The sequence below is a fragment of the Roseburia inulinivorans DSM 16841 genome, from assembly GCF_000174195.1.
GTDB classification, from domain to species: domain Bacteria; phylum Bacillota; class Clostridia; order Lachnospirales; family Lachnospiraceae; genus Roseburia; species Roseburia inulinivorans.
The window spans coordinates 22,663-42,920 of record NZ_ACFY01000087.1 but is presented as its reverse complement, the minus strand read 5'-3'; the positions used below and the strand labels follow the sequence as shown (position 1 = coordinate 42,920).

At 41.1% G+C, this 20,258-nt stretch carries 17 protein-coding genes, 1 pseudogene and 1 riboswitch; of the genes and pseudogenes, 13 read left to right on the top strand and 5 right to left on the bottom strand.

Annotation, left to right across the window (positions count from 1 at the left end; all coding sequences use genetic code 11):
• The first annotated feature begins 343 nt into the window (after positions 1 to 343).
• Together ROSEINA2194_RS09435 and ROSEINA2194_RS09430 are read left to right on the top strand one after the other, a co-directional pair.
• Positions 344 to 628: a carbon storage regulator gene (locus ROSEINA2194_RS09435; protein WP_044927561.1), complete on the top strand. Its 285-nt coding sequence runs from the start codon at positions 344 to 346 to the stop codon at positions 626 to 628.
• Between the two features lie 140 nt (positions 629 to 768).
• Positions 769 to 2,169, top strand: coding sequence for a flagellin N-terminal helical domain-containing protein (locus ROSEINA2194_RS09430; protein WP_007886088.1), 1,401 nt, complete (start codon positions 769 to 771; stop codon positions 2,167 to 2,169).
• 199 nt (positions 2,170 to 2,368) lie between these two features.
• Here ROSEINA2194_RS09430 and ROSEINA2194_RS09425 read toward each other — a convergent pair whose 3' ends face one another.
• The 4 genes and pseudogenes from ROSEINA2194_RS09425 to ROSEINA2194_RS09410 form a co-directional block, all read right to left on the bottom strand.
• Positions 2,369 to 3,559 (bottom strand): IS4 family transposase, encoded by a 1,191-nt coding sequence (locus ROSEINA2194_RS09425; protein ID WP_227970573.1) that lies wholly within the window; start codon positions 3,557 to 3,559, stop codon positions 2,369 to 2,371.
• A gap of 356 nt (positions 3,560 to 3,915) precedes the next feature.
• Complete coding sequence (locus ROSEINA2194_RS09420) at positions 3,916 to 4,878, bottom strand: RpnC/YadD family protein (protein WP_007886086.1); 963 nt, start codon at positions 4,876 to 4,878, stop codon at positions 3,916 to 3,918.
• A gap of 269 nt (positions 4,879 to 5,147) precedes the next feature.
• Positions 5,148 to 5,594, bottom strand: a complete 447-nt coding sequence (locus tag ROSEINA2194_RS09415; RefSeq protein WP_007886085.1) for a metallophosphoesterase family protein — start codon at positions 5,592 to 5,594, stop codon at positions 5,148 to 5,150.
• Positions 5,591 to 6,333: pseudogene (locus tag ROSEINA2194_RS09410) on the bottom strand (hypothetical protein). Before ROSEINA2194_RS09410 ends, ROSEINA2194_RS09415 begins: the two are co-directional and overlap by 4 nt.
• Before the next feature lie 399 nt (positions 6,334 to 6,732).
• Positions 6,733 to 6,814, top strand: a riboswitch (ZMP/ZTP riboswitch).
• A 72-nt stretch (positions 6,815 to 6,886) separates the two neighbouring features.
• Between ROSEINA2194_RS09410 and pflB the strand changes: the two are divergent.
• The 8 genes from pflB to ROSEINA2194_RS09370 all read left to right on the top strand — a co-directional run bounded on the left by pflB (position 6,887) and on the right by ROSEINA2194_RS09370 (position 16,349).
• Positions 6,887 to 9,115: a formate C-acetyltransferase gene (gene pflB, locus ROSEINA2194_RS09405; RefSeq protein WP_044927557.1), complete on the top strand. Its 2,229-nt coding sequence runs from the start codon at positions 6,887 to 6,889 to the stop codon at positions 9,113 to 9,115.
• Positions 9,116 to 9,136: 21 nt separating this feature from the next.
• On the top strand, positions 9,137 to 9,973 hold the full coding sequence (gene pflA, locus ROSEINA2194_RS09400) for a pyruvate formate-lyase-activating protein (protein ID WP_007886077.1): 837 nt from the start codon (positions 9,137 to 9,139) through the stop codon (positions 9,971 to 9,973).
• A gap of 118 nt (positions 9,974 to 10,091) precedes the next feature.
• A complete protein-coding gene (locus tag ROSEINA2194_RS09395) occupies positions 10,092 to 10,328 on the top strand; it encodes a hypothetical protein (RefSeq protein ID WP_007886075.1) in 237 nt (78 codons plus the stop codon).
• Positions 10,329 to 10,543: 215 nt separating this feature from the next.
• A complete protein-coding gene (locus ROSEINA2194_RS09390) occupies positions 10,544 to 12,286 on the top strand; it encodes a GNAT family N-acetyltransferase (protein ID WP_007886073.1) in 1,743 nt (580 codons plus the stop codon).
• Between the two features lie 197 nt (positions 12,287 to 12,483).
• Entirely contained in the window at positions 12,484 to 13,014 is a 531-nt protein-coding gene (gene hpf / locus ROSEINA2194_RS09385) for a ribosome hibernation-promoting factor, HPF/YfiA family (RefSeq protein WP_007886071.1), read from the top strand.
• A 138-nt stretch (positions 13,015 to 13,152) separates the two neighbouring features.
• Complete coding sequence (locus tag ROSEINA2194_RS09380) at positions 13,153 to 13,482, top strand: hypothetical protein (protein ID WP_156333793.1); 330 nt, start codon at positions 13,153 to 13,155, stop codon at positions 13,480 to 13,482.
• Positions 13,483 to 13,791: 309 nt separating this feature from the next.
• The gene (locus ROSEINA2194_RS09375; RefSeq protein WP_007886066.1) at positions 13,792 to 14,847 is read left to right on the top strand and encodes a D-alanine--D-alanine ligase family protein; all 1,056 of its coding nucleotides are present in this window, start codon (positions 13,792 to 13,794) and stop codon (positions 14,845 to 14,847) included.
• 71 nt (positions 14,848 to 14,918) lie between these two features.
• Positions 14,919 to 16,349, top strand: coding sequence for a UDP-N-acetylmuramoyl-tripeptide--D-alanyl-D-alanine ligase (locus ROSEINA2194_RS09370; protein ID WP_007886064.1), 1,431 nt, complete (start codon positions 14,919 to 14,921; stop codon positions 16,347 to 16,349).
• Between the two features lie 101 nt (positions 16,350 to 16,450).
• Here ROSEINA2194_RS09370 and ROSEINA2194_RS09365 read toward each other — a convergent pair whose 3' ends face one another.
• A complete protein-coding gene (locus tag ROSEINA2194_RS09365) occupies positions 16,451 to 17,185 on the bottom strand; it encodes a lysophospholipid acyltransferase family protein (RefSeq protein WP_007886062.1) in 735 nt (244 codons plus the stop codon).
• Positions 17,186 to 17,500: 315 nt separating this feature from the next.
• Here ROSEINA2194_RS09365 and ROSEINA2194_RS09360 point away from each other — a divergent pair, with 315 nt between their 5' ends.
• From ROSEINA2194_RS09360 to ROSEINA2194_RS09350, 3 genes are all read left to right on the top strand, one after another.
• A complete protein-coding gene (locus tag ROSEINA2194_RS09360) occupies positions 17,501 to 18,049 on the top strand; it encodes a protease complex subunit PrcB family protein (RefSeq protein ID WP_007886061.1) in 549 nt (182 codons plus the stop codon).
• A gap of 132 nt (positions 18,050 to 18,181) precedes the next feature.
• Complete coding sequence (locus tag ROSEINA2194_RS09355; protein WP_007886057.1) at positions 18,182 to 18,424, top strand: Veg family protein; 243 nt, start codon at positions 18,182 to 18,184, stop codon at positions 18,422 to 18,424.
• A gap of 108 nt (positions 18,425 to 18,532) precedes the next feature.
• Complete coding sequence (locus ROSEINA2194_RS09350) at positions 18,533 to 20,164, top strand: DUF3794 and LysM peptidoglycan-binding domain-containing protein (protein WP_007886055.1); 1,632 nt, start codon at positions 18,533 to 18,535, stop codon at positions 20,162 to 20,164.
• The last annotated feature ends 94 nt before the right edge of the window (positions 20,165 to 20,258 follow it).

Sequence of the window (20,258 nt, the reverse complement as noted above, 5' to 3'; positions counted from 1 at the left end):
CAACATTTCTTACAGAAATGTTGCATTTTTTTGTTTACAAGTTCTATATCGGATATTCATTCGGAAACTTTACCCCTGAAATAAAATTTTTTATCAGATTTTCTCAAGAACGGATTTTCTCATGATTTTTTTATTACCTGTTTTCCTTCCAACATTTTTTGGTATGACCGCTCCTTAAAAAAATACAGCTGAAAACGGAAAAGTATTTTTATTTGCAGATACATGATTTAACAATGAAAATCCGCATGTTTCATGTCGAAAATGCAACATTTCTGTAAGTTATGTTGCAAAAAAAATCATGGATGTGATTACAAAAAACGTAAGTGTGCAGGGAGGTAACAGATTGCTCAAACTTTCATTGAAACAGGGTGAATATTTAAACATTGGCGATAATATCCGCGTGGTATATGCCGGAGGCGCCGGAAATCATATCAGACTTCTGGTGGACGCACCGAGAGATGTCAATATTGCCCGGAATAAAACAGAAACAAACCCGGAGCGCAGGAAAGATACCTATTATGCTGAGCCGGGAATTTCCAGAGAAGCACAGGCAGAGATTAAAAAGATTTTATGGAATGAACGCATGAAAGCAGAGGCAAAAAGAGATGCAGAAAAGATGAAAGAGTAGTTTTTGCATCACACGATCATCTGGTAATAGGCAGGGCAAAACCCGGGACGCCCTGTTTGTTATAAATAAGCCCGGGGAACGGATTCCCCGGAGAAAAACATAATAGCTCATCAAAAAGATGAGACAAGGAGGATTATATTATGGTAGTACAACACAACATGCAGGCAATGAATGCCAACAGAATGTTAAACATCACAACAGGAGCACAGAGCAAATCCACAGAGAAATTATCTTCTGGTTACAGAATTAACCGTGCAGCAGATGATGCAGCAGGATTAACAATTTCTGAAAAAATGAGAAAACAGATCCGTGGTCTTGATCAGGCTTCCACAAACGCTCAGGACGGCGTATCTTCTGTACAGACAGCCGAGGGTGCTTTGACAGAAGTTCACTCCATGTTACAGAGAATGAATGAGTTGGCAGTTCAGGCAGCTAACGGAACAAACTCTAAAGAGTCTGACCGTCAGGCAATCCAGGATGAGATTGATCAGTTAACAACTGAGATCGATCGTGTTGCTGAGACAACCAAATTTAACGAAATTTATCTGTTAAAGGGTGACAATGCATCTACAAAGAATGTATATATGAAAGGTCATGATGCAGGACTGAAAGGAGCATTAACAGATAGTGCAAAATCTGCAACATTTGTTATGGATACGCTTAAAACTGGTGACAAGTATAAGATTGCTGGAAAAGAGTATACAATTGGTTCATCTAAAACAGAAATCACAACTGCTATTAATGCATTTGCTACAGCAGACAATGAAATCACAATTGATGGAATAAGTTATACATACAAAGATGCTAATGGCGGTAAAGCAGCTGGTTGGTATAAAGATGGAGATCAGACTAATGGAACTGCAATTGTCGTAGCAGATACAGTGAAGGGTGGCTCAAAAGCAAGTGTTAACGGAAAAGATTATACAGCAATGACAGATCAGGATGCTAATGACATTGATGATGATGATTCATCTGTTATTACAGCAGCGGAAGCTAAAAAGAAAATTAAGGCAGAACTTCTGGCTGCTAATAGCATTGGAACTGTTAACGGCGATGCAACTGTTTCTGATGGAGCAGATGCAGCTGGAAAGACAACCTATACAATCACAAAAGGATATGCAACAGTAGCTGATACATTGTCCTTCAACTTACATGTTGGTGCAGATGCAGATATGACCAATAAAATCACAGTCGATATTGATGTAATGAACTCTGCAAATCTCGGAGTAAAAGGCTTGAATGTAACAGACGCTACCGGAACAGCTGCTACTTATGCGGTAGATGCAATTTCCGATGCTATCGCAAAGGTTTCTTCTCAGAGATCTGCTCTTGGTGCTGTACAGAACAGATTAGAGCATACGATCGACAACTTAGACAACATTGTTGAGAACACAACAACTGCTGAATCCCGTATCCGTGATACAGATATGGCAGAAGAGATGGTTGAGTACAGCAAGAACAACATTCTTGCACAGGCTGGACAGTCTATGCTTGCACAGGCTAATCAGTCTACTCAGGGTGTACTTTCTCTGTTACAGTAATTGAAAATTACAGCATAAATAACAAAAAGAGCTCACACAGGAGCAATGTCATTAAGTTAAGAATTTTGACATAATTATAAAACACATCATATTTGCAATTGTTTGATAAATATGATGTGTTTTTTTCTTTTGTTTATTTTGCAGCACAACAAAAAGACAGATTGATTATCTGTCAAAAAAAACTTATAATTATCTATGATTAAGCCACTCTATATAGAAAGCTTACAGATGCCTGGGGTTTGACTTTGCGAGGGTCTTTTCGACCAGGTCTTACTGGTAATACATGCTTTTCTATTAGGTTAATCACATCAGGTGGACTAAGATTGCGTTTATTACGGAGATATTCTCTACAAATATAAATGGCGATTGTAAAGTTCACCTGTTTTGTTTTATCATTGTTTTTCATTTGTTTTATTACATGTGTTGTTATTAATTCACAATAGTTATACAAAAGTAATCGCGCATATATTTCTTGTTTAATAAAATCTGGTTTTCGTGCATGGAAACTTGTTAATCCTATGGCATATTTTAATTCTCTGAATGAAGTTTCTATTCCCCATCTCAAATGATAGATTTCCTTTATTTTTTTTACATCAAAAATATTTCTATCAAGATTTGTAATTATTATTTCATAAGAATTAGACCCTATAGGAAATCTAATAATACGAAATGATAATTCGTATGTTTTATCACTTTTTCGTGGAAGATAATCAAACACTTGATTTACAGGCATCCACTTATAGCCTGCTTTTTTTGTGGTCTTTGTATTTTTCCTCGAAAAAATCTGAGTGATATCTATATCAAACTCATCATTTGGAGGAAGATTTAACCCAGATGCAATTCCATTACTATTTTTATCTTTGACACGTATAGCGAATTTCCATCCTTTTTCAATTGCATGTGCAAAAATGTTATAGTTTTCATATCCTCTATCAGCAACAAGAATAACATTCTCTAGTTTCGATCTGTCAATCATTGTTGCACATGCTCTAAACTCGTTGTAATCCGCTGCTGTTTGCACTAAAACATCGGTGTATATACGATTCAAAACATCATAAAAGGCATTCAGATGTAGTTTATTAACAATTGAACCATGCTGATTACGTTCCCAAAAAGTTTCTGGATCCTTTTGATTGGTTGCAATGGTCAAGTTACTTCCATCACATGCAATTAAACGATAACCATGATAATTATTAGTAGTTGGAAGGTTGTCATCCGTAAAAGATTTAAACAAATATTCAAAAGCCTCTGGAAGTACTTTTGAACGTTGTTGCGTAAATGCTGACACAGACGGAGTATTTTTGTCAAAATCAAAGAAATCAAGTAGTTCTTTACTCATAGTAGCTCCACCCGAATTCATCATGATTCCTATAAAAGTTTTGAAATCAATTTTCCGTTTTCGAGAGAAATTGACATTGGGGTTTCAAAGAAATAAACATGGATTGTTAGCTAATTCCGAAATATGATTCTTTAGAGAATCTGAAACTTGATTAATATAATTGCTCATATGCGTTACCTCCTTGCAATCAAGATGTTCTTAATTACAAGGGCCGCTTTCGCTACCTCATTATCATTCAATAGCGAAAGCGGCCGCACATTTCGAATCATATGTCAAGCATTTATTACAAAATAAAAAGACACTAGCATCATTTCTGATGCTAAGATCTTGATTGGTCATCTTAACTTAATGACATTGCTCACACAGGAGCTCTTTTTGTTATTTTAAGGGAATGATTCATTTAAAATTTATTGTAGTTTTTTTACCTCATCTAGAGACAGCCCGGAAATAGCAGCAATTTTTTCAAGTGAGAACTCCTGTAATTGAAGCATGCGCCTGGCAGTTTCAATAGAATTTAGTTCTATACCATACTTTTCGCCCTCGGAGAAACCAGTCTCACGTCCATGTTTTTCACCCTCAGAGAAACCAGCTTCCCGTCCAGCTTCATATTCTGCTTTCCGTAATTTCTTCTCTTCCAATTCTTTATCATACTCAAAGATACTCATACTGATGACCTCATTTCGGTTGCGGGTAAGAAATTCGGCTAAAATCCCTTCCCTGACACACTCGTCTACGGCACGTTCCACGGCCTGATCTAAAGACATATCCGCTGCATAGTGCCGCACTCTGGCAACATATTGTGCATATTCATTTAATGTATTGCAATGCTGCATTAACTCTGCATTGTGTCCCACATTGACATTTAAAACCGTGACAATTAATTCAAGCTTTGGTTCACCTGACAAATGTTCAAATGCCGAGGAAAGCCGAAGTTCTGTGCAGTCGGGAGCTGCCGTCGATCCATTGTAAAACTCAATAAAATTTGGTGCAGGAATTTTTTGCAGAGTCGAAGAATAAAGAGATTTCTTATCCACGAGTTTCTGATATTCACTGCAAATATAAAACAGATCACGAAGAGGCATATTTGGATTGTAGGTTGACTGATGCTCATACAGATACAAATTAGTATCCATAATAAATGCCAGATCATTTTTCATCCCCATATAAATAGCATTCTCTAATGTGACGATTTCCAGATCATCTGGATTATTATAATCGCTCTGGTTTACTGCATTATAGAGGGACAGCAGGTTCTTCCGGTCAGAAAACAACATCCGAAAAACGGTGTCTTTATAATTCCGGTTTGCCGTCGGTGTTTTGACTGTAAAATTTCTTTTTGTCTTGTTACGGTTTCTTTTGCATTTTGCCATAAATCGTTTCCTCCTGAAATTGTAGGACAGCTTATTTATAAAACTGTTCGTGATTGCAGGAGAATGTAATCATATATTTTCCTAAGTTCCTTCGTCTCCTGCTTTTCAATTGTTAAATGGGTAACAAAAAGCATAGATACGAATGAAGCATACAGATTATTTGGGGCTAATCTGTCGCCGTTAGAATATAGATGACAAAAATGTCATGAAATTTGTAAAATATGCTTTAGATTATTGTAACACAAGGGTAGGAAATGAAGCAAGAAATTTTATAGCAAAATCCGTTCCACGTCATATCCATTATCCGTCAATTCTAAAATTGCAATGCCTTTTCCATCTCCGCGGTCAGCCCCGGCGCTGCCCGGATTGATAAAAACTTTTCCGTAGCGGTCGTAGTGCGTGAATACATGGGTATGTCCGAAAATTATAAAATCCGCATCCGTGAGATCAAAAGGCAGGTCAGCTTTGTTATGGACAAGATAAAATAATTTTCCATTAATCGGCACGGAGACAAACTCATGCAGGTAGGACGCCCACTCTCCGTGGTCACAGTTCCCACGGACTGCATACATCGGAATGCCGCAGTTTAAGAATCTGTTATAGGTACGTTCATTGTCAAAATCTCCGGTGTGAATGAGATAATCACAATTTTTGATATGGTCAAATAATTCTTTACGGCATACACCGTGTGTATCGGAAACTAATGCAATTTTCATGAATCAGACCTCGCTTCGTTTGTTTGTAATTTTTTTATCTCATCTAAAGACAGCCCGGAAATAGCAGCAATTTTTTCAAGCGAAAATTCCTGAAATTTAAGCATACGTCTGGCAGTTTCAATAGAATTTAGAAAAGTACCACGTTCTATACCATACTTTTCACCCTCAGAGAAACCAGCATCATGTCCAGCTTCATATTCTGCTTTCCGTAATTTCTTCTCTTCCAATTCTTTATCATACTCAAAGATACTCATACTGATGACCTCATTTCGGTTGCAGGTAAGAAATTCGGCTAAAATCCCCTCCCTGATACACTCGTCTACGGCACGTTCCACGGCCTGATCTAAAGACATATCCGCTGCATAGAGCCGCACTCTGGCAACATACTGCGCATATTCGTTTAATGTATTGCAATGCTGCATTAACTCTGCATTGTGCCTCTCATTGACGTTTAAAACCGTGACAATCAATTCAAGTTTTGGTTCACCTGACAAATGTTCAAATGCCGAGGAAAGTCGAAACTCTGTACAGTCAGCAATTGCCGTCGAACCATTGTAAAACTCGATAAAATTTGGTGCAGGTATTTTCTCTGATTGACGGCATTGTAAAGAGAGAGCAGATTTTTCCGGTCAGAAAACAACATGCGAAAAATAGTGTCTTTGTAGTTTCTGTTTGTAGCTGGCATATTGACTGCTGAGTTTCTGGATACTTTGTTATGGTTTCGTTTGTGTTTTGCCATAGGCTTCCTCCTGATTGGTGAGACAGCTCTTAAATAATACTGTCTTGGCAGGAGAATAAATATATTCTATATCTGATTTCTTTCGTCTCCTGCTTTTAAATTCGTTAATGGGTAATTAAAAGCATAGATACGAACGAACAACGCAGATCATTGGGGATAATCTGACGTTTCCAGAATATAGATGGCATAACGCCATAAAGATTTTGTAAAATATGCTTTGGAATATTATAACATAAACATGGGAAACAAAACAAGAATTTTTATGTATTACTTGCCACAGGGAATGACATTGCTGAAGCTATCACGGGTGCTAAAGTGCAGACCGGAGGAATTGCTGGCATATGTGGATTGTTTGTGAAAAATTACCTATTGAAAATATTTGCCACTCATAGTACAATGCAATTGTTATATGACTGACGGAAATAGTGGGGTTTACCACGTGAAGTATAACAAAAGAATGCCGACCGTCTGGGCGAAGAGTCCAGACGTGCGGTTCTTTTTAAAAAAGTGTGATGAACCATGCAAGGCCACACGGTGGCAGAAGGAGAGAAAAATGCAGACAGAATGGAGAAGCTTCCAGGGCGGAGCCTGGGAAACAGAAGTAAATGTAAGAGATTTTATTCAGAAGAATTATCATCCATATGATGGGGATGATTCCTTCTTAGAGGGACCAACACAGGATACCACCGATCTCTGGGATCAGGTATTAGAACTTTCCAGACAGGAGAGAGAAGCCGGCGGAGTGCTGGATATGGACACAAAGATCATTTCCACGATCACTTCCCATGGTCCGGGTTATTTAGATAAAGAGAAAGAGAAGATTGTCGGTTTCCAGACGGACAAGCCTTTCAAACGTGCTCTCCAGCCTTACGGCGGTATCCGTATGGCGATCAAGGCGTGCGAGGACAATGGATACAAAGTCGATCCTGAGGTGGTAGAGTACTTTACAACACACAGAAAAACTCATAATGCCGGTGTATTTGACGCTTACACACCGGAGATGAGAGCGTGCAGAAGCGCACATATCATCACTGGACTTCCGGATGCATACGGACGAGGACGTATTATTGGTGACTACAGAAGACCGGCTCTTTACGGTGTAGACCGTCTGATCGAGGACAAAAAAGAGCAGCTGAACAACACACGTACCATCATGTACTCAGATGTGATCCGTGAGAGAGAAGAGTTATCCGAGCAGATCCGTGCGCTGGAAATGTTAAAGAAACTGGCAGAAATTTACGGCTGTGATATTTCGAAACCTGCAAATAATGTATTAGAGGCAACACAGGCTGTCTATTTTGCATATCTTGCAGCAGTAAAAGAGCAGAACGGTGCGGCAATGTCCTTAGGACGTACCTCCACTTTCTTAGATATTTATGCAGAGCGTGATCTCGCAGAGGGAACATTTACTGAAAAAGAAATCCAGGAGATCATCGACCAGTTCGTGATGAAACTTCGTCTTGTAAAATTTGCGCGTACACCGGAATACAACACGATTTTTGCCGGCGATCCTACCTGGGTGACAGAGTCCATCGGTGGAATCGGCGTGGATGGAAGACATATGGTTACAAAAATGTCTTACCGTTACTTAAACACCTTGAACAACATCGGGGCAGCACCGGAACCAAACATGACCGTACTCTGGTCTGTAAAACTGCCGGAAAACTTCAAAAAATTCTGTGCCGAGACATCCATCAAACACTCTGCAATCCAGTATGAGAATGATGATATTATGCGTGTTGTCCATGGTGATGATTATGGAATTGCATGCTGTGTATCTTCTATGAGAATCGGTAAGGAAATGCAGTTCTTTGGCGCACGGGCAAACCTCGCAAAATGCCTGCTTTATGCGATCAATGGCGGTGTCGATGAGATGACAGGAAAACAGGTCGGACCGAAATACCGTCCGATCACATCCGAATACTTAGATTACGATGAAGTATGGGATAAATACAAAGATATGATGAAATGGTTAGCAGGAGTGTATGTGAACGCATTAAATATCATTCACTACATGCATGATAAATACTGCTACGAAAAATTAGAGATGGCATTACATGACAAAAATGTGAGAAGATGGTTTGCAACCGGTATTGCAGGATTTTCTGTAGTAGCAGACTCCCTTTCTGCAATCAAATATGCAAAAGTAAAACCAATCCGTGACGAGAATGGTGTGACCGTTGACTTTGAGATTGAGGGAGATTTCCCGAAATATGGAAATGACGACGATCGTGTCGATGAGATCGCAAAACAGGTGCTCCACACCTTTATCGGATATGTAAAAGGAAACCATACTTACCGTGGCGGTATCCAGACAACATCGATTTTGACCATTACATCCAATGTTTCCTATGGAAAAAATACAGGAGCAACACCGGATGGAAGAAAGAAAGGTGTAGCATTTGCTCCGGGTGCAAACCCGATGCATGGACGTGATACCCATGGTGCGGTTGCATCCCTGGCATCTGTCGCTAAACTGCCATTTATGGATTCACAGGATGGTATTTCCAATACATTTACCATTGTACCGGATGCACTGGGCAAAGATGAGGCAGCACAGGAGAACAATCTTGTTGCAATGTTAGATGGCTATGTAGTCAAAGGCGGACATCACTTGAACGTAAACGTTTTAAACCGTGACACATTATTGGATGCACAGAAACATCCGGAACTGTATCCACAGCTTACCATCCGTGTATCAGGATATGCGGTCAACTTTATCAAACTGACAAAAGAACAGCAGGATGAAGTGATCGCACGTACCTTCCACGAGCGGATGTAGTGCAACAGGTGCGTTTTGCGAATGGCGCGTGTGAGCGTTATTCATAGAAAAAGGAGAACAACATGGGAAAAAATTCACTCGTTAGAAACATTTGGCACAGTGGACGGTCCGGGCGTACGGTTTGTCGTTTTTTTTCAGGGCTGCCCGATGCGCTGCCAGTATTGCCATAATCCCGATACATGGAAGATAGAGGATGGGGAAGAAATGACAGCGGATGAGATCATAGACCGTTTCGAGCGCAACCGTTCTTTCTATCAGACCGGGGGGATCACGGCAACGGGTGGAGAACCCATGTTACAGCTTGACTTTCTGACGGAGCTTTTTACGAAGGCAAAGGAAAAGGGTATTCACACCTGTCTGGATACATCCGGAATTATGTTTCCAAAGAAACATACAGGAACAGATCAGAACAGTGAGAGAGAGATCAGCCTCACTGGAATAAGTGAAAACATGGCATCAGACAGAATGGAAAAGATAGAACAGCTCATGTCCGTGACAGATCTCGTCATGCTTGATATTAAGCATATCAACGATGAGGAACATCAGAAACTCACCGGGCAGCCGAACAGCAACATTCTTGCGTTTGCAAAGTATCTTGATTCAATCGGCAAGCCGGTCTGGATCCGTCACGTAGTCGTGCCGGGCATTACATTTGATGAGAAAGAACTGATGGAACTTGGTCTGTTTTTAAAGACGCTCCGCAATGTGGAAAAACTGGAAGTCCTTCCATATCATTCTATGGGAAAGGTCAAGTACGACAACCTCGGCATGGATTATGTCTTAAAAGATACGCCGCAGCTTACCAAAGCAGAAGCAAAGGAAGCGGAACACATCATCCGGGCAGCAATGGAACAATAGCAGGAGAAGTAGGTTTTATGAAAAACATTTTTTTTGAAGAAAAGTATTTACAGATTTCTTTTTTTGCGATTTAATAAGAAGCAGGTATAGAGTTCCAAAGAAGAAAGGATGAAAAAATATGAAAATCAAGAATATCAAAGATGTCGACGGATTTTTTAAAGTAATTGATTCCTGTGCCGGAAAAGTAGAATTGATCACAGGTGAGGGAGACAGATTAAACCTCAAATCAAAACTTTGCCAGTATGTTTCTCTGACAAGCTTATTAAAATCTGATGTAGAGATCCCGGAACTTGAAGTTGTAGCTTACGAGCCGGAAGATACAGAGAGGATCATCAAGTTTTTAATGACAAACTAGAAATGAACAGAAGCTGATCGTAAAAAAGCGGTCAGCTTTTTTTATTACATAGGAAATTACTTCCCATGTAATAAAAACGCTCCGCGAGGATGCCATGTTCTTATTTTCTTCTCTTTACAACATGCTATGACGGTTGCAATTCACGGCATGAAATAGTACAATAAATCGTCTTAAAAATGGAATAATAATGTTAGTATATAGCGAAAGGAATTAAGATGTCAAAAATAGAGTTTCACGAAATTACATTAGATGATAAGGCATGGATGGATGCCAGATTTCAGGAAGATGACAGAAATGCATGCGAGTACACGTTTGCCAATAATTTTGTCTGGCGGAAAGTGTATCATGTTGAAGTTGCAGAAAAATATGGGTGTGCAGTCATTCGTTTTGAGGAGGAGGGAGTGGTGATGTATTCCTATCCGATCGGGGCAGGTGACCGCAGAAAAGTGATCGATGAACTGATAGAAATCTGCAGGGAGGAAGAGCGTCCGTTGATCATGAGCCCGTTGAGCGAAGCAGACCGGGAGCAGATGCTTACATGGTATCCGGAACAGTTTTTGATCCAAGGAGACCGGAACGATTATGATTACATTTATTCCAGAGAAAAATTAGCAACGCTTGCGGGAAAAAAGATGCATGGCAAGAGAAATCATATTGCGAGATTTCAGGATGAGGATGACTGGTGCTATGAGGAACTGAATGATTCCAATATAGAAGAATGCCGCAATATGACATACACATGGATCAAAATGAGGGCAGAGAAATGGAATGAAGAGATGGAACTTGAGATGTCAGTGCTTCATGAGGCATTTGACCATAGAAAAGAACTCGGGCTTGTTGGTGGGATTATCCGGAAGGCAGGACAGATTGTTGCATTTTCTATCGGGGAACCGTTAAACAGTGACACTTATGTTGTCCACTTCGAAAAAGCATTTCCGGATATGCAGGGCGCATATCCGATGATTAACCAGCAGTTTGTTTTACATGCGTGTGAAGATTATACTTATGTAAACCGCGAGGAGGATACGGGGGATCCGGGACTGCGAAAGGCTAAGATGTCCTATTATCCGGAAATCCTGCTGAAAAAATATGTGGCGATTTCAAGTGATGTCATTTTTGCAGATAAGGACAGAAACAGGGAAGAAATCCACAAAATATGGGAGACCTGTTTTGGTGACGAGGCGGAACTGGTAGATTTTTATCTGGATAAACGGATGACAGAGGATAATATGCTGCTCATCTGTCAGGATGGGCATGCGGTTTCCATGGCAAGCTTTTTAGATATTAATGTCAGGGACGGTGAGGAGTGGAAGCCGGCCAAATATGTTTATGCAGTGGCGACACTTCCAGAATACCGTGGCAGAGGTTATGCAGGGAAAATCTTAAAGAAGGCAGAAGAGATTTTTAATATGCCATTGGTGTTAGTCCCGGCCGAAAAAGAGCTTGTCGGTTATTACCGTAAGGTTGGGTTCACAGAGGCGTATCCATCGGAGCGTTTACTGGAAAAACAGGATGTGCCGGAACTTTCTGCAGCGGAATTAAACAGTTATTCTGTGGAGGAGATCACTGCGGCAGAATATCAAAAAATCCGGGAGCAGAAATTGATGAGAGATGGTTTTATTGCATGGGATGAGGCGGCAATCCGTTTTGCGATGGATTTTAACTGTTTCTGTGGCGGAAGAACGGTGAAGGTAGTGTGGAGTGATGATATTTCCAGAGACGAGAGTGCAGAGGACGCTGATATTCTAATGTACTGCCCAGAGAATGGGACGCTGCACATTATCGAAACGACACTGGGTGAAGAACAGTTTGAGGAACTTCTGCCGGAACTTATGGCGCAGACAAAAACAGAACGTCTGGTATATGACAGAAAGGGTATCATGGTGCTTTCTTCTGATGACCAGGACAGGCAGGAAAGACTGCTTGCAGATGGTTATTTTGCGCTGTCGCTGGCGTAAAGACCAATCTGAGATTCTGAAATTTTCAGAAATTATATAAAATATATAAAAAGTTTTCGGTTTAAGACAAAAAAATGTTGATAATGTATAAAAACATGCTATAATAAAGTCATGATATAAGTAAGCATTCAGAAAGCTATCTGACATAGCCTGGATTGGATCATTATATCAAATAAGCGACAAAGGGGTTGGACATCATGAGAATTAAGATCACAGGAAGAAACATCGAATTGACAGAAGGACTGAAAGCCGCAGTGGAGGACAAGCTGAATAAGCTTGAGAAGTATTTTACTCCGGACACAGAAGTGAATGTAACATTGAGCGTAGAGAAGGAACGCCAGAAAGTTGAAGTTACGATTCCTATGAAGGGAAGTTATATCCGTTCCGAACAGGTAAGCAGTGATATGTATGTATCCATTGATCTGGTAGAGGAAGTCATTGAACGTCAGCTTAAAAAGTATAGAACAAAACTTGTAACAAAGCAGCAGAATGCAGCAGCAGTTTTCAAACAGGATTTTCTGGATGAGAAGTCAGAGGATGATGAAGAGATCAAGATCATCAGAACCAAGAAGTTTGATATGAAACCAATGTATCCGGAGGATGCATGTGTAGAGATGGAATTATTAGGACATGATTTCTATGTATTCATCAACGCAGAGACTGAGGATGTCAATGTTGTTTATAAGAGAAAAGGCAATACTTACGGATTGATCGAGCCGGAATATTAAAAGTGAGATCAGAGGAGAGCGGGCAGCTCTCCTCTTTTTAGGTTTAGCATGAAATTACTGTAAAGTGCCGGTATACAGGATGGATATGCCGAGCTGATTTTTCTGTAAAATCAGGAAAACGTGCGGAAAAAGCGAATTGTGCTGCAGATACCGGTGGCGTATAATGGAATTACTTCATGTGTAGTAACTTTGAGAGAGATGGAGAAAAAATTTTTTGATATTTTAAGAATTGTACAGAAAAATCCGGTATTCGGAAAAACGTTAATGTGCGGCGGTATGTTAGATGAAAAGCGCATGGAAATCCTATATGAGATTCTCTATGCGATTGACAGGGGGGAGCTTACGGATACCAGAAATGACATCTTTCAGTATGGCAGTCTGATCGGAAAAAAGGACTTACTGGCAAGACAGATTTTTTTGTGTTTATTGATTCTCTTAGATGAGCAGGAACAGATGATCAGGAAATGATTTGCAGATCGTAATAACAAAAGATTTTTTACAAAAGAGTTCTGTGTAAGGCACAGAATTGCCGTGTGGATTTTTAGATGGAAAAAGAGTCTGTAGTTCGGCTCAGAATAACAAGGGAGGAGAAAGTATTACTACACAAGGGGAGAGTTTTTAGAATAGTCTTACCGGATGTTCCGGTGAGACTATTCTTTTTTATCTTGTCATGAGTTGGAAAAAGGGTTACTATAATAAAGATTTGATAGGCAGACATATAATGTTAAAAAGTTGGAGCAAAATCCAAAATAAAGTCAGAATAGAGGAGATTACACCATGAATATTGTTGTTTTAGCAGGTGGTTTAAGTACAGAGAGAGATGTGTCTTTCAAGACGGGGGATATGGTATCCAAAGCACTTCGTGAGAATGGACATAACGTTATTTTACTGGATGTTTTTATGGGATACAGTGACAAAGAGGAAAATCTGACCGGAATTTTTGACCGCACAGAGGAAGTCAGCGTACAGGTAAAGGATATCCCGGAAACAGCACCGGATCTTGCAAAGGTAAAAGCGTCAAGAAAAGATCAGTCGGACTGCTTCTTCGGACCGAATGTCATCAACATGTGCCGCATGGCGGATATTGTTTTCATGGCATTACACGGAGAAAACGGCGAGAATGGTAAGATTCAGGCAGCATTTGACCTGTTTGGGATCAAATATACCGGAACCGGCTATTTGAGCAGTGCGCTTGCAATGGATAAGGGAATGGCAAAACAGCTATTTATCGCTGGTGGAATCCCGACACCACAAGGTATTTCCATGAAGAAAGAGAACCGGAAAGATTCTGCAAAAGAACTTGGCTTAAAGCTGCCATGTGTTGTAAAACCATGCTGTGGAGGTTCCAGTATTGGTGTTACGATCGTGCGCACGGAAGATGAATTCAAGAGTGCTTTGGATGAGGCATTCAAATGGGAGGATAACCTCATTATCGAAGAGTATGTAGAGGGACGTGAATTTTCAGTCGGTGTTATTGACTATAAGGCACTTCCAATCATTGAGATCGCACCGATTCAGGGATTCTATGATTATAAGAATAAGTACAAAGCAGGCAGTGCAGTGGAGACCTGTCCGGCAGAATTACCGGAAGAGATCACAGAGCAGATGCAGCACTATGCAGAGCGTGTGGCAGAAGTATTAGGACTGAATACTTACTCCCGTTCTGATTTCTTATTAAATAAGAATAACGAAATTTACTGTCTGGAAGCAAATACACTTCCCGGCATGACACCGACAAGTCTTCTTCCACAGGAGGCAGGTGTTCTTGGAATCAACTTCAATCAGTTATGTGAGAAGCTGATTGAGATTTCCTTAAAAAAATATGAGAAATAATGATGAATGACATATCGCCACCAGTTTTGCAGAACCGGTGGCAGTTTGTTCTATAATAACAGGAGCATGATATGAAAAATATGACCTTAGAGCATATCGCGGCAGTCTGCGGCGGTACTTACATAGGAAATGAAGCGGATAAAACGCGTGAGATCCAAGGAGCAGTGATCGACAGCCGCCTTGTGGAAAAAGATTACTTATTTATCCCGGTACGTGGAGAAAAGGTGGACGGACACAGTTTCATCCCATCTGTTTTTGAAAAAGGAGCACTGGCAGTGCTCTCTGAAGAGAAGTTAGAGAATCCGGCAGGCCCATACATTCTCGTGGAAAACACCTTAGATGCGATGAAGAAGATCGCAGCAGATTACCGCAGAGGTCTGGATATTAAAGTAGTCGGAATCACAGGAAGCGTTGGAAAAACGAGCACTAAAGAGATGATCGCATCTGTTCTGGCACAGAAATATAACGTGTTAAAAACAGAGGGAAACTTGAATAACGAGATCGGACTTCCACTCACGATTTTTAAAATCCGGGAGGAACATCAGGTGGCTGTGCTTGAGATGGGAATTTCCGAGTTTGGTGAGATGGACCGGTTATCCACAATGGCAAACCCGGACATCTGCGTGATCACGAACATCGGACTCTGCCATCTGGAAAATCTCATCACAAGAGATGGAATCTTAAAGGCAAAGACAGAGAGTTTTGCGCATCTGACACCGGATGGAATTGCGGTATTAAACGGAGATGACGACAAGCTCTGCGATAAGAAAGTTGTCAATGGAAAACCGGCAGTGTTCTATGGTATCGAAAAGGCTGCCAAAGTGGCTGAAACAGAGGAAGGAACTAAGACGCTTGCCGAGAAAACGGTTTACGCAACGAATGTAGAGGCAGTTGACCTGACCGGAACAAAAGCAGCGATCCATTATCCGTCGAAAGAGACAGGCGGGGAAGTGACGATGGAAGTCACGATTCCAATCGCCGGAGAACACAATGTATACAATGCGCTGGCAGCGGTGAGCGTGGCAAGAGAATTAGGACTGACCTGTGACGAGATGAAGCGCGGGATTGAATCAGTGCAGACGATCGGCGGCAGAAGTAATCTGATCCACAAAAATGGCATTACGATCATCGACGACTGCTACAATGCAAATCCGGTTTCCATGAAAGCATCCATCGATGTATTGTCCAACGCACCGGGCAGAAAAATCGCGGTACTCGGAGATATGGGCGAGCTTGGCGCAGAGGAAAAACAGCTTCACTATATGGTGGGAGAACATTTTGCAGGAAAGGGAATTGACGCACTTTACTGTGTGGGAACACTCTCACAGGAGATCACTAAAGCAGTGCGTGCAAATAGCAGTGCGACAGAAGTCCATCATTATGAGGACAAAGCAGACCTGATCAAAGACCTTGTGAAAGAGGTGAAGAGCGGAGATACAGTGCTTGTGAAAGCGTCACATTTTATGGGATTCCCGGAGATTGTGAAGGAATTGACGAAGTAAAAATAGGAATGTCCGATGCGACACGCCAAAACCCCCAGTGCCGAAACACTGGGGGTTTTCAAAATAGATTATTTTATGTTCTAATATGGTCTGACAGATACCTAAATCATAGATTTATTTTTCTCTAACATCTCAGCAATCACATCCTGACAGTAAGCTCCGATTTTTTTCTTCTGTTCCTTATCCAGCTCGTTCGGATAAATTGGTTTTCCGTATTCTACAATTACATGTGCTTTTTTGACACGAGGCATATGAGCCTCCAACACATCTGCGGAGTTCGTGATCGCCATCGGGATAATCGGACAGCCACTCTTTTCCGCAATCTTGAAACTTCCCTCTTTGAATGGGAGCATCAAATCGTCCGTTTTATTTCTTGTGCCTTCCGGGAAGATACACATGGAAATTCCATTCTTTACATTGTCGATTCCGGCAAGGATCGTTTTTAACGCTTCTTTTACATTCTCACGGTCGATAAACAGACAGTGCAGACGCCGCATCCAGGTGCGCAGCAACGGCACTTTTTCCATATCCTTTTTCGCAATGTAGCCGGTGAGACGCGGGCAGCGTGCATAGGTGATGATAATATCGAAATAGCTTCTGTGGTTTCCGATGTATAAGACCGCCTGATCTTTCGGGACATTTTCTTCACCGATGACGGTCACTTTCGTTCCACAGATAAATAAAATCACACGGAATGCCCACTGCACCATGCGAAGCTGGCCTAAGTCGGCAGCCTGTTTGTTGAATTTTGCAATGATCCATTCCACGCCGAGCACCGGGATTCCGATGATGAGGTAGAGAATTGCAAAGAGTAATGCAAGGATTAATCTTATCATAAGGAAAATTCCTTTCTACTTAATAAAATGTTTTATAGATAATTACGAAACTCCTCCTATTCTTCTTTTAATTGTTCAAAATCAACAAAAACATTCAAGACACGCTCTCGCTATGTGTCACTCGCAACGATTCCCCAATGTCTTTCATGTCTTTTGTTGATTTTTCACAATATGATTTAGGTTTTCAGGAGTTTCGTAATTGTCTATAAAATTAAAAAAATACGATGATACATATTGCACTGAAATATCAGCCTCATCTCATTATAAGGGTTGGGGAAGAGAAAAACAACTCATAAATTAGGAATATAGAAAGGTATGCCGGCATACAATGGTATAAGAGGTTACTGGAATGAGGTACGGGTGAACAGTAACTATAAGAGCAAAAATGCTGTGCCGCAGGGCACGGAACTGGAGGCGGGTATGCAGACGAAAAGGAAAAAAAGCAGGTATGTTTTTTGGAAAACGGAGGTTCTTTTTACGACGCTTTTTTTTGCAGCACTTCTTTTTGCCGGATGCAGTGTGGAACAGACGAACCGGACAAAAATCAGTGATCTTGATTACACGATCGCCGCAGAGGCAGACATACCGGAGGAACTGCAAAATGATATTGAGGAGAAAAAGGCTGCAGATTTTAAAATGACGTACAAAGACAGCGAATTTTTATACATAGTAAGAGGCTACGGAGAACAGGAGACCGGAGGGTATAGTATCTGTATCCGCAATCTGTATCTGACATCGAATGCGATCATTTTTGATACGGAACTGATTGGTCCGCGCAAGGGGGAAACCATCAGTAAGAGCCCAAGTTATCCACATATTGTGGTGAAAGTGGAGCTGCGGGATGAGAATGTAGTGTTTGAGTAGATTTGTATGAAAAAACATTCAAAAATAGAGAAAAATTGCAAATATTCATGAATTTTGTACAAAACACGCAAATCCGTTTGACAAAATTTTATTACAGTGCTAAAGTAAAGCGTGAAATAAGGAGGTAGAAAAATGCAACAGGCAGACATCAGTAAGGTACGTGCATCCGTACACCAGCAGTGTGGCAGTAAAGTTATGATCCAGCTTGACCGTGGGCGTAATAAGGTTGATATCCAGCAGGGCGTGATCCAGCATGCATATCCAAGTGTTTTCACGATATTGGTAAATGATGAGCGTGATGACAATCAACCTCAGTTATTATCCTTTAGTTACAATGATATTATTACAAAAGATATTCGCATGAAACTCTGCTAAGAAAGTGTGCAGATGGCTATTTTGTGAGCAAATAGTGATAAAAGCGTGTATAAAATTCTCTCTATTCGAATACAATGAAAAAAAGGATTTCGGATCGGGGGAATTTTTTTGCAGTTAAATAAAATAAAATTACATAGTTGCACGACATTTGCCAGTGCACAGAGCCAGATTACATTAGATGACGATTACAACGTGCCGGACTACCGGCCGGATATTGTAAAAGTGTTAAAAGAAAAGGGAGAACTTCATTTTGATGAGGCGAAGGCGGCAGCAGGCGCAGCGTGGTTAAAGGGACGCCTTGTTTTCAGGGTATTGTACCGCAGCGATCAGGAAAATGGAAAAATAAGCTGTCTGAAAGGAGAGATACCGTTTCAGGAAAAACTCAACATGGACGGTGTACAGGAATATGATGTGATACAGGCATCCGGAGAGATTGAGGATCTCACGATCGGAGTCATCCATTCCAGAAAGATCAGCGTGCGGGCAGTCATTTTGTTAAAGACAGAAGAACCGCGGGAAAAAGAGGATGAACTCTGTGTTGGGATAGAGGCGGATGACGGATGTGAAAAACGTTATCGGAACACAAATATCTTACAGCTTTTATGTATGAAGCGCGATCAGTGCCGCCAGAAAAGCGAGATCACACTGCCGTCAAGCAAACCCAATGTGCAGGAAATTTTATGGAAAAGCTTAGAAATCCGCAATCTGGATACAAAAATGGGGCAGGACGGTGTAAAACTGAGTGGCGAAGTGCTCATCTCCGTTTTGTATCAGGAGGAAGAGGAAACAGACCGCGTGCAGTGGTATGAGATGGTGATTCCATTGGACTGCGGTGTGGAATGTGACGCAGGAACGGAGGCAGATATTATTTATAAAGTGAAGGCAAGACCGGCTTCCATGGAACTTGAGGTAAAGCCGGACTACGACGGTGAGGAACGCGTTCTGGTCCTGGAACTTGTGATGAATCTGGATATCCGGGTGTGGAAAGAACAGGAGATTTCCATGTTAGAGGACGTTTATTCTCTGAAAAAGGAGATCATTCCGGTCTGCACAGGCGTGACTTTACATCATATTTCTGTGAAAAATGACAGCCAGTGCCGCCTGACCGAGCAGATGGAGTTAGCGGAAAGTCAGGAGAAGATTTTACAGATTTGTTCCTGTGAGGGAACGGTTCATTTAGAGAGCACGGAATTGACCGAACAGGGCGTGCGTGCAGAGGGGATTCTGGTCACAGAACTGCTTTATATCACGACCGACGATCAGATGCCAATCGGTTCTGCCAGAGAGATTTATCCATTTGAACAGCTCATTGAAATCCCACAGCAGACGGCGCGGACAGAGCGCAATAAGCCGGAAGAGTTGGAGGCTTTGGAGCGGAAAAATAAACTGCAGACAGAGCTTGATTGCAGGATCAGCCAGTTGTCCGCGGTCATGCTCGATCAGGATCATGTGGAAATAAAAGCGGTGATCGGATTAGATTTGCTTGCATTTGAGCAGGAACAGATAGATAATATTACTGATATGCGTGAGGAGGCTCTGGATATGGAGCAGTTACAGAAGCGTCCGGGACTGGTCGGTTACATTGCAAAAGATGGGGATTCGCTTTGGAGTATCGCAAAGGAGAATCACACAACGGTGGAAGATATTCTGCGGGATAATCACCGGACGGATGAGGATCTGCGCAGAGGAGAAAAAATTCTGATTGTAAAGAAAGTAGAACTGAACAGTTACGAATCGTAATTGTGAAGTACTGAAAAATCACAAAAAGACAATGAAAAGCAGATTAAGAAGAATTGAGATAACATGATAGAGGTAACACAGATTCGAAAAAGTT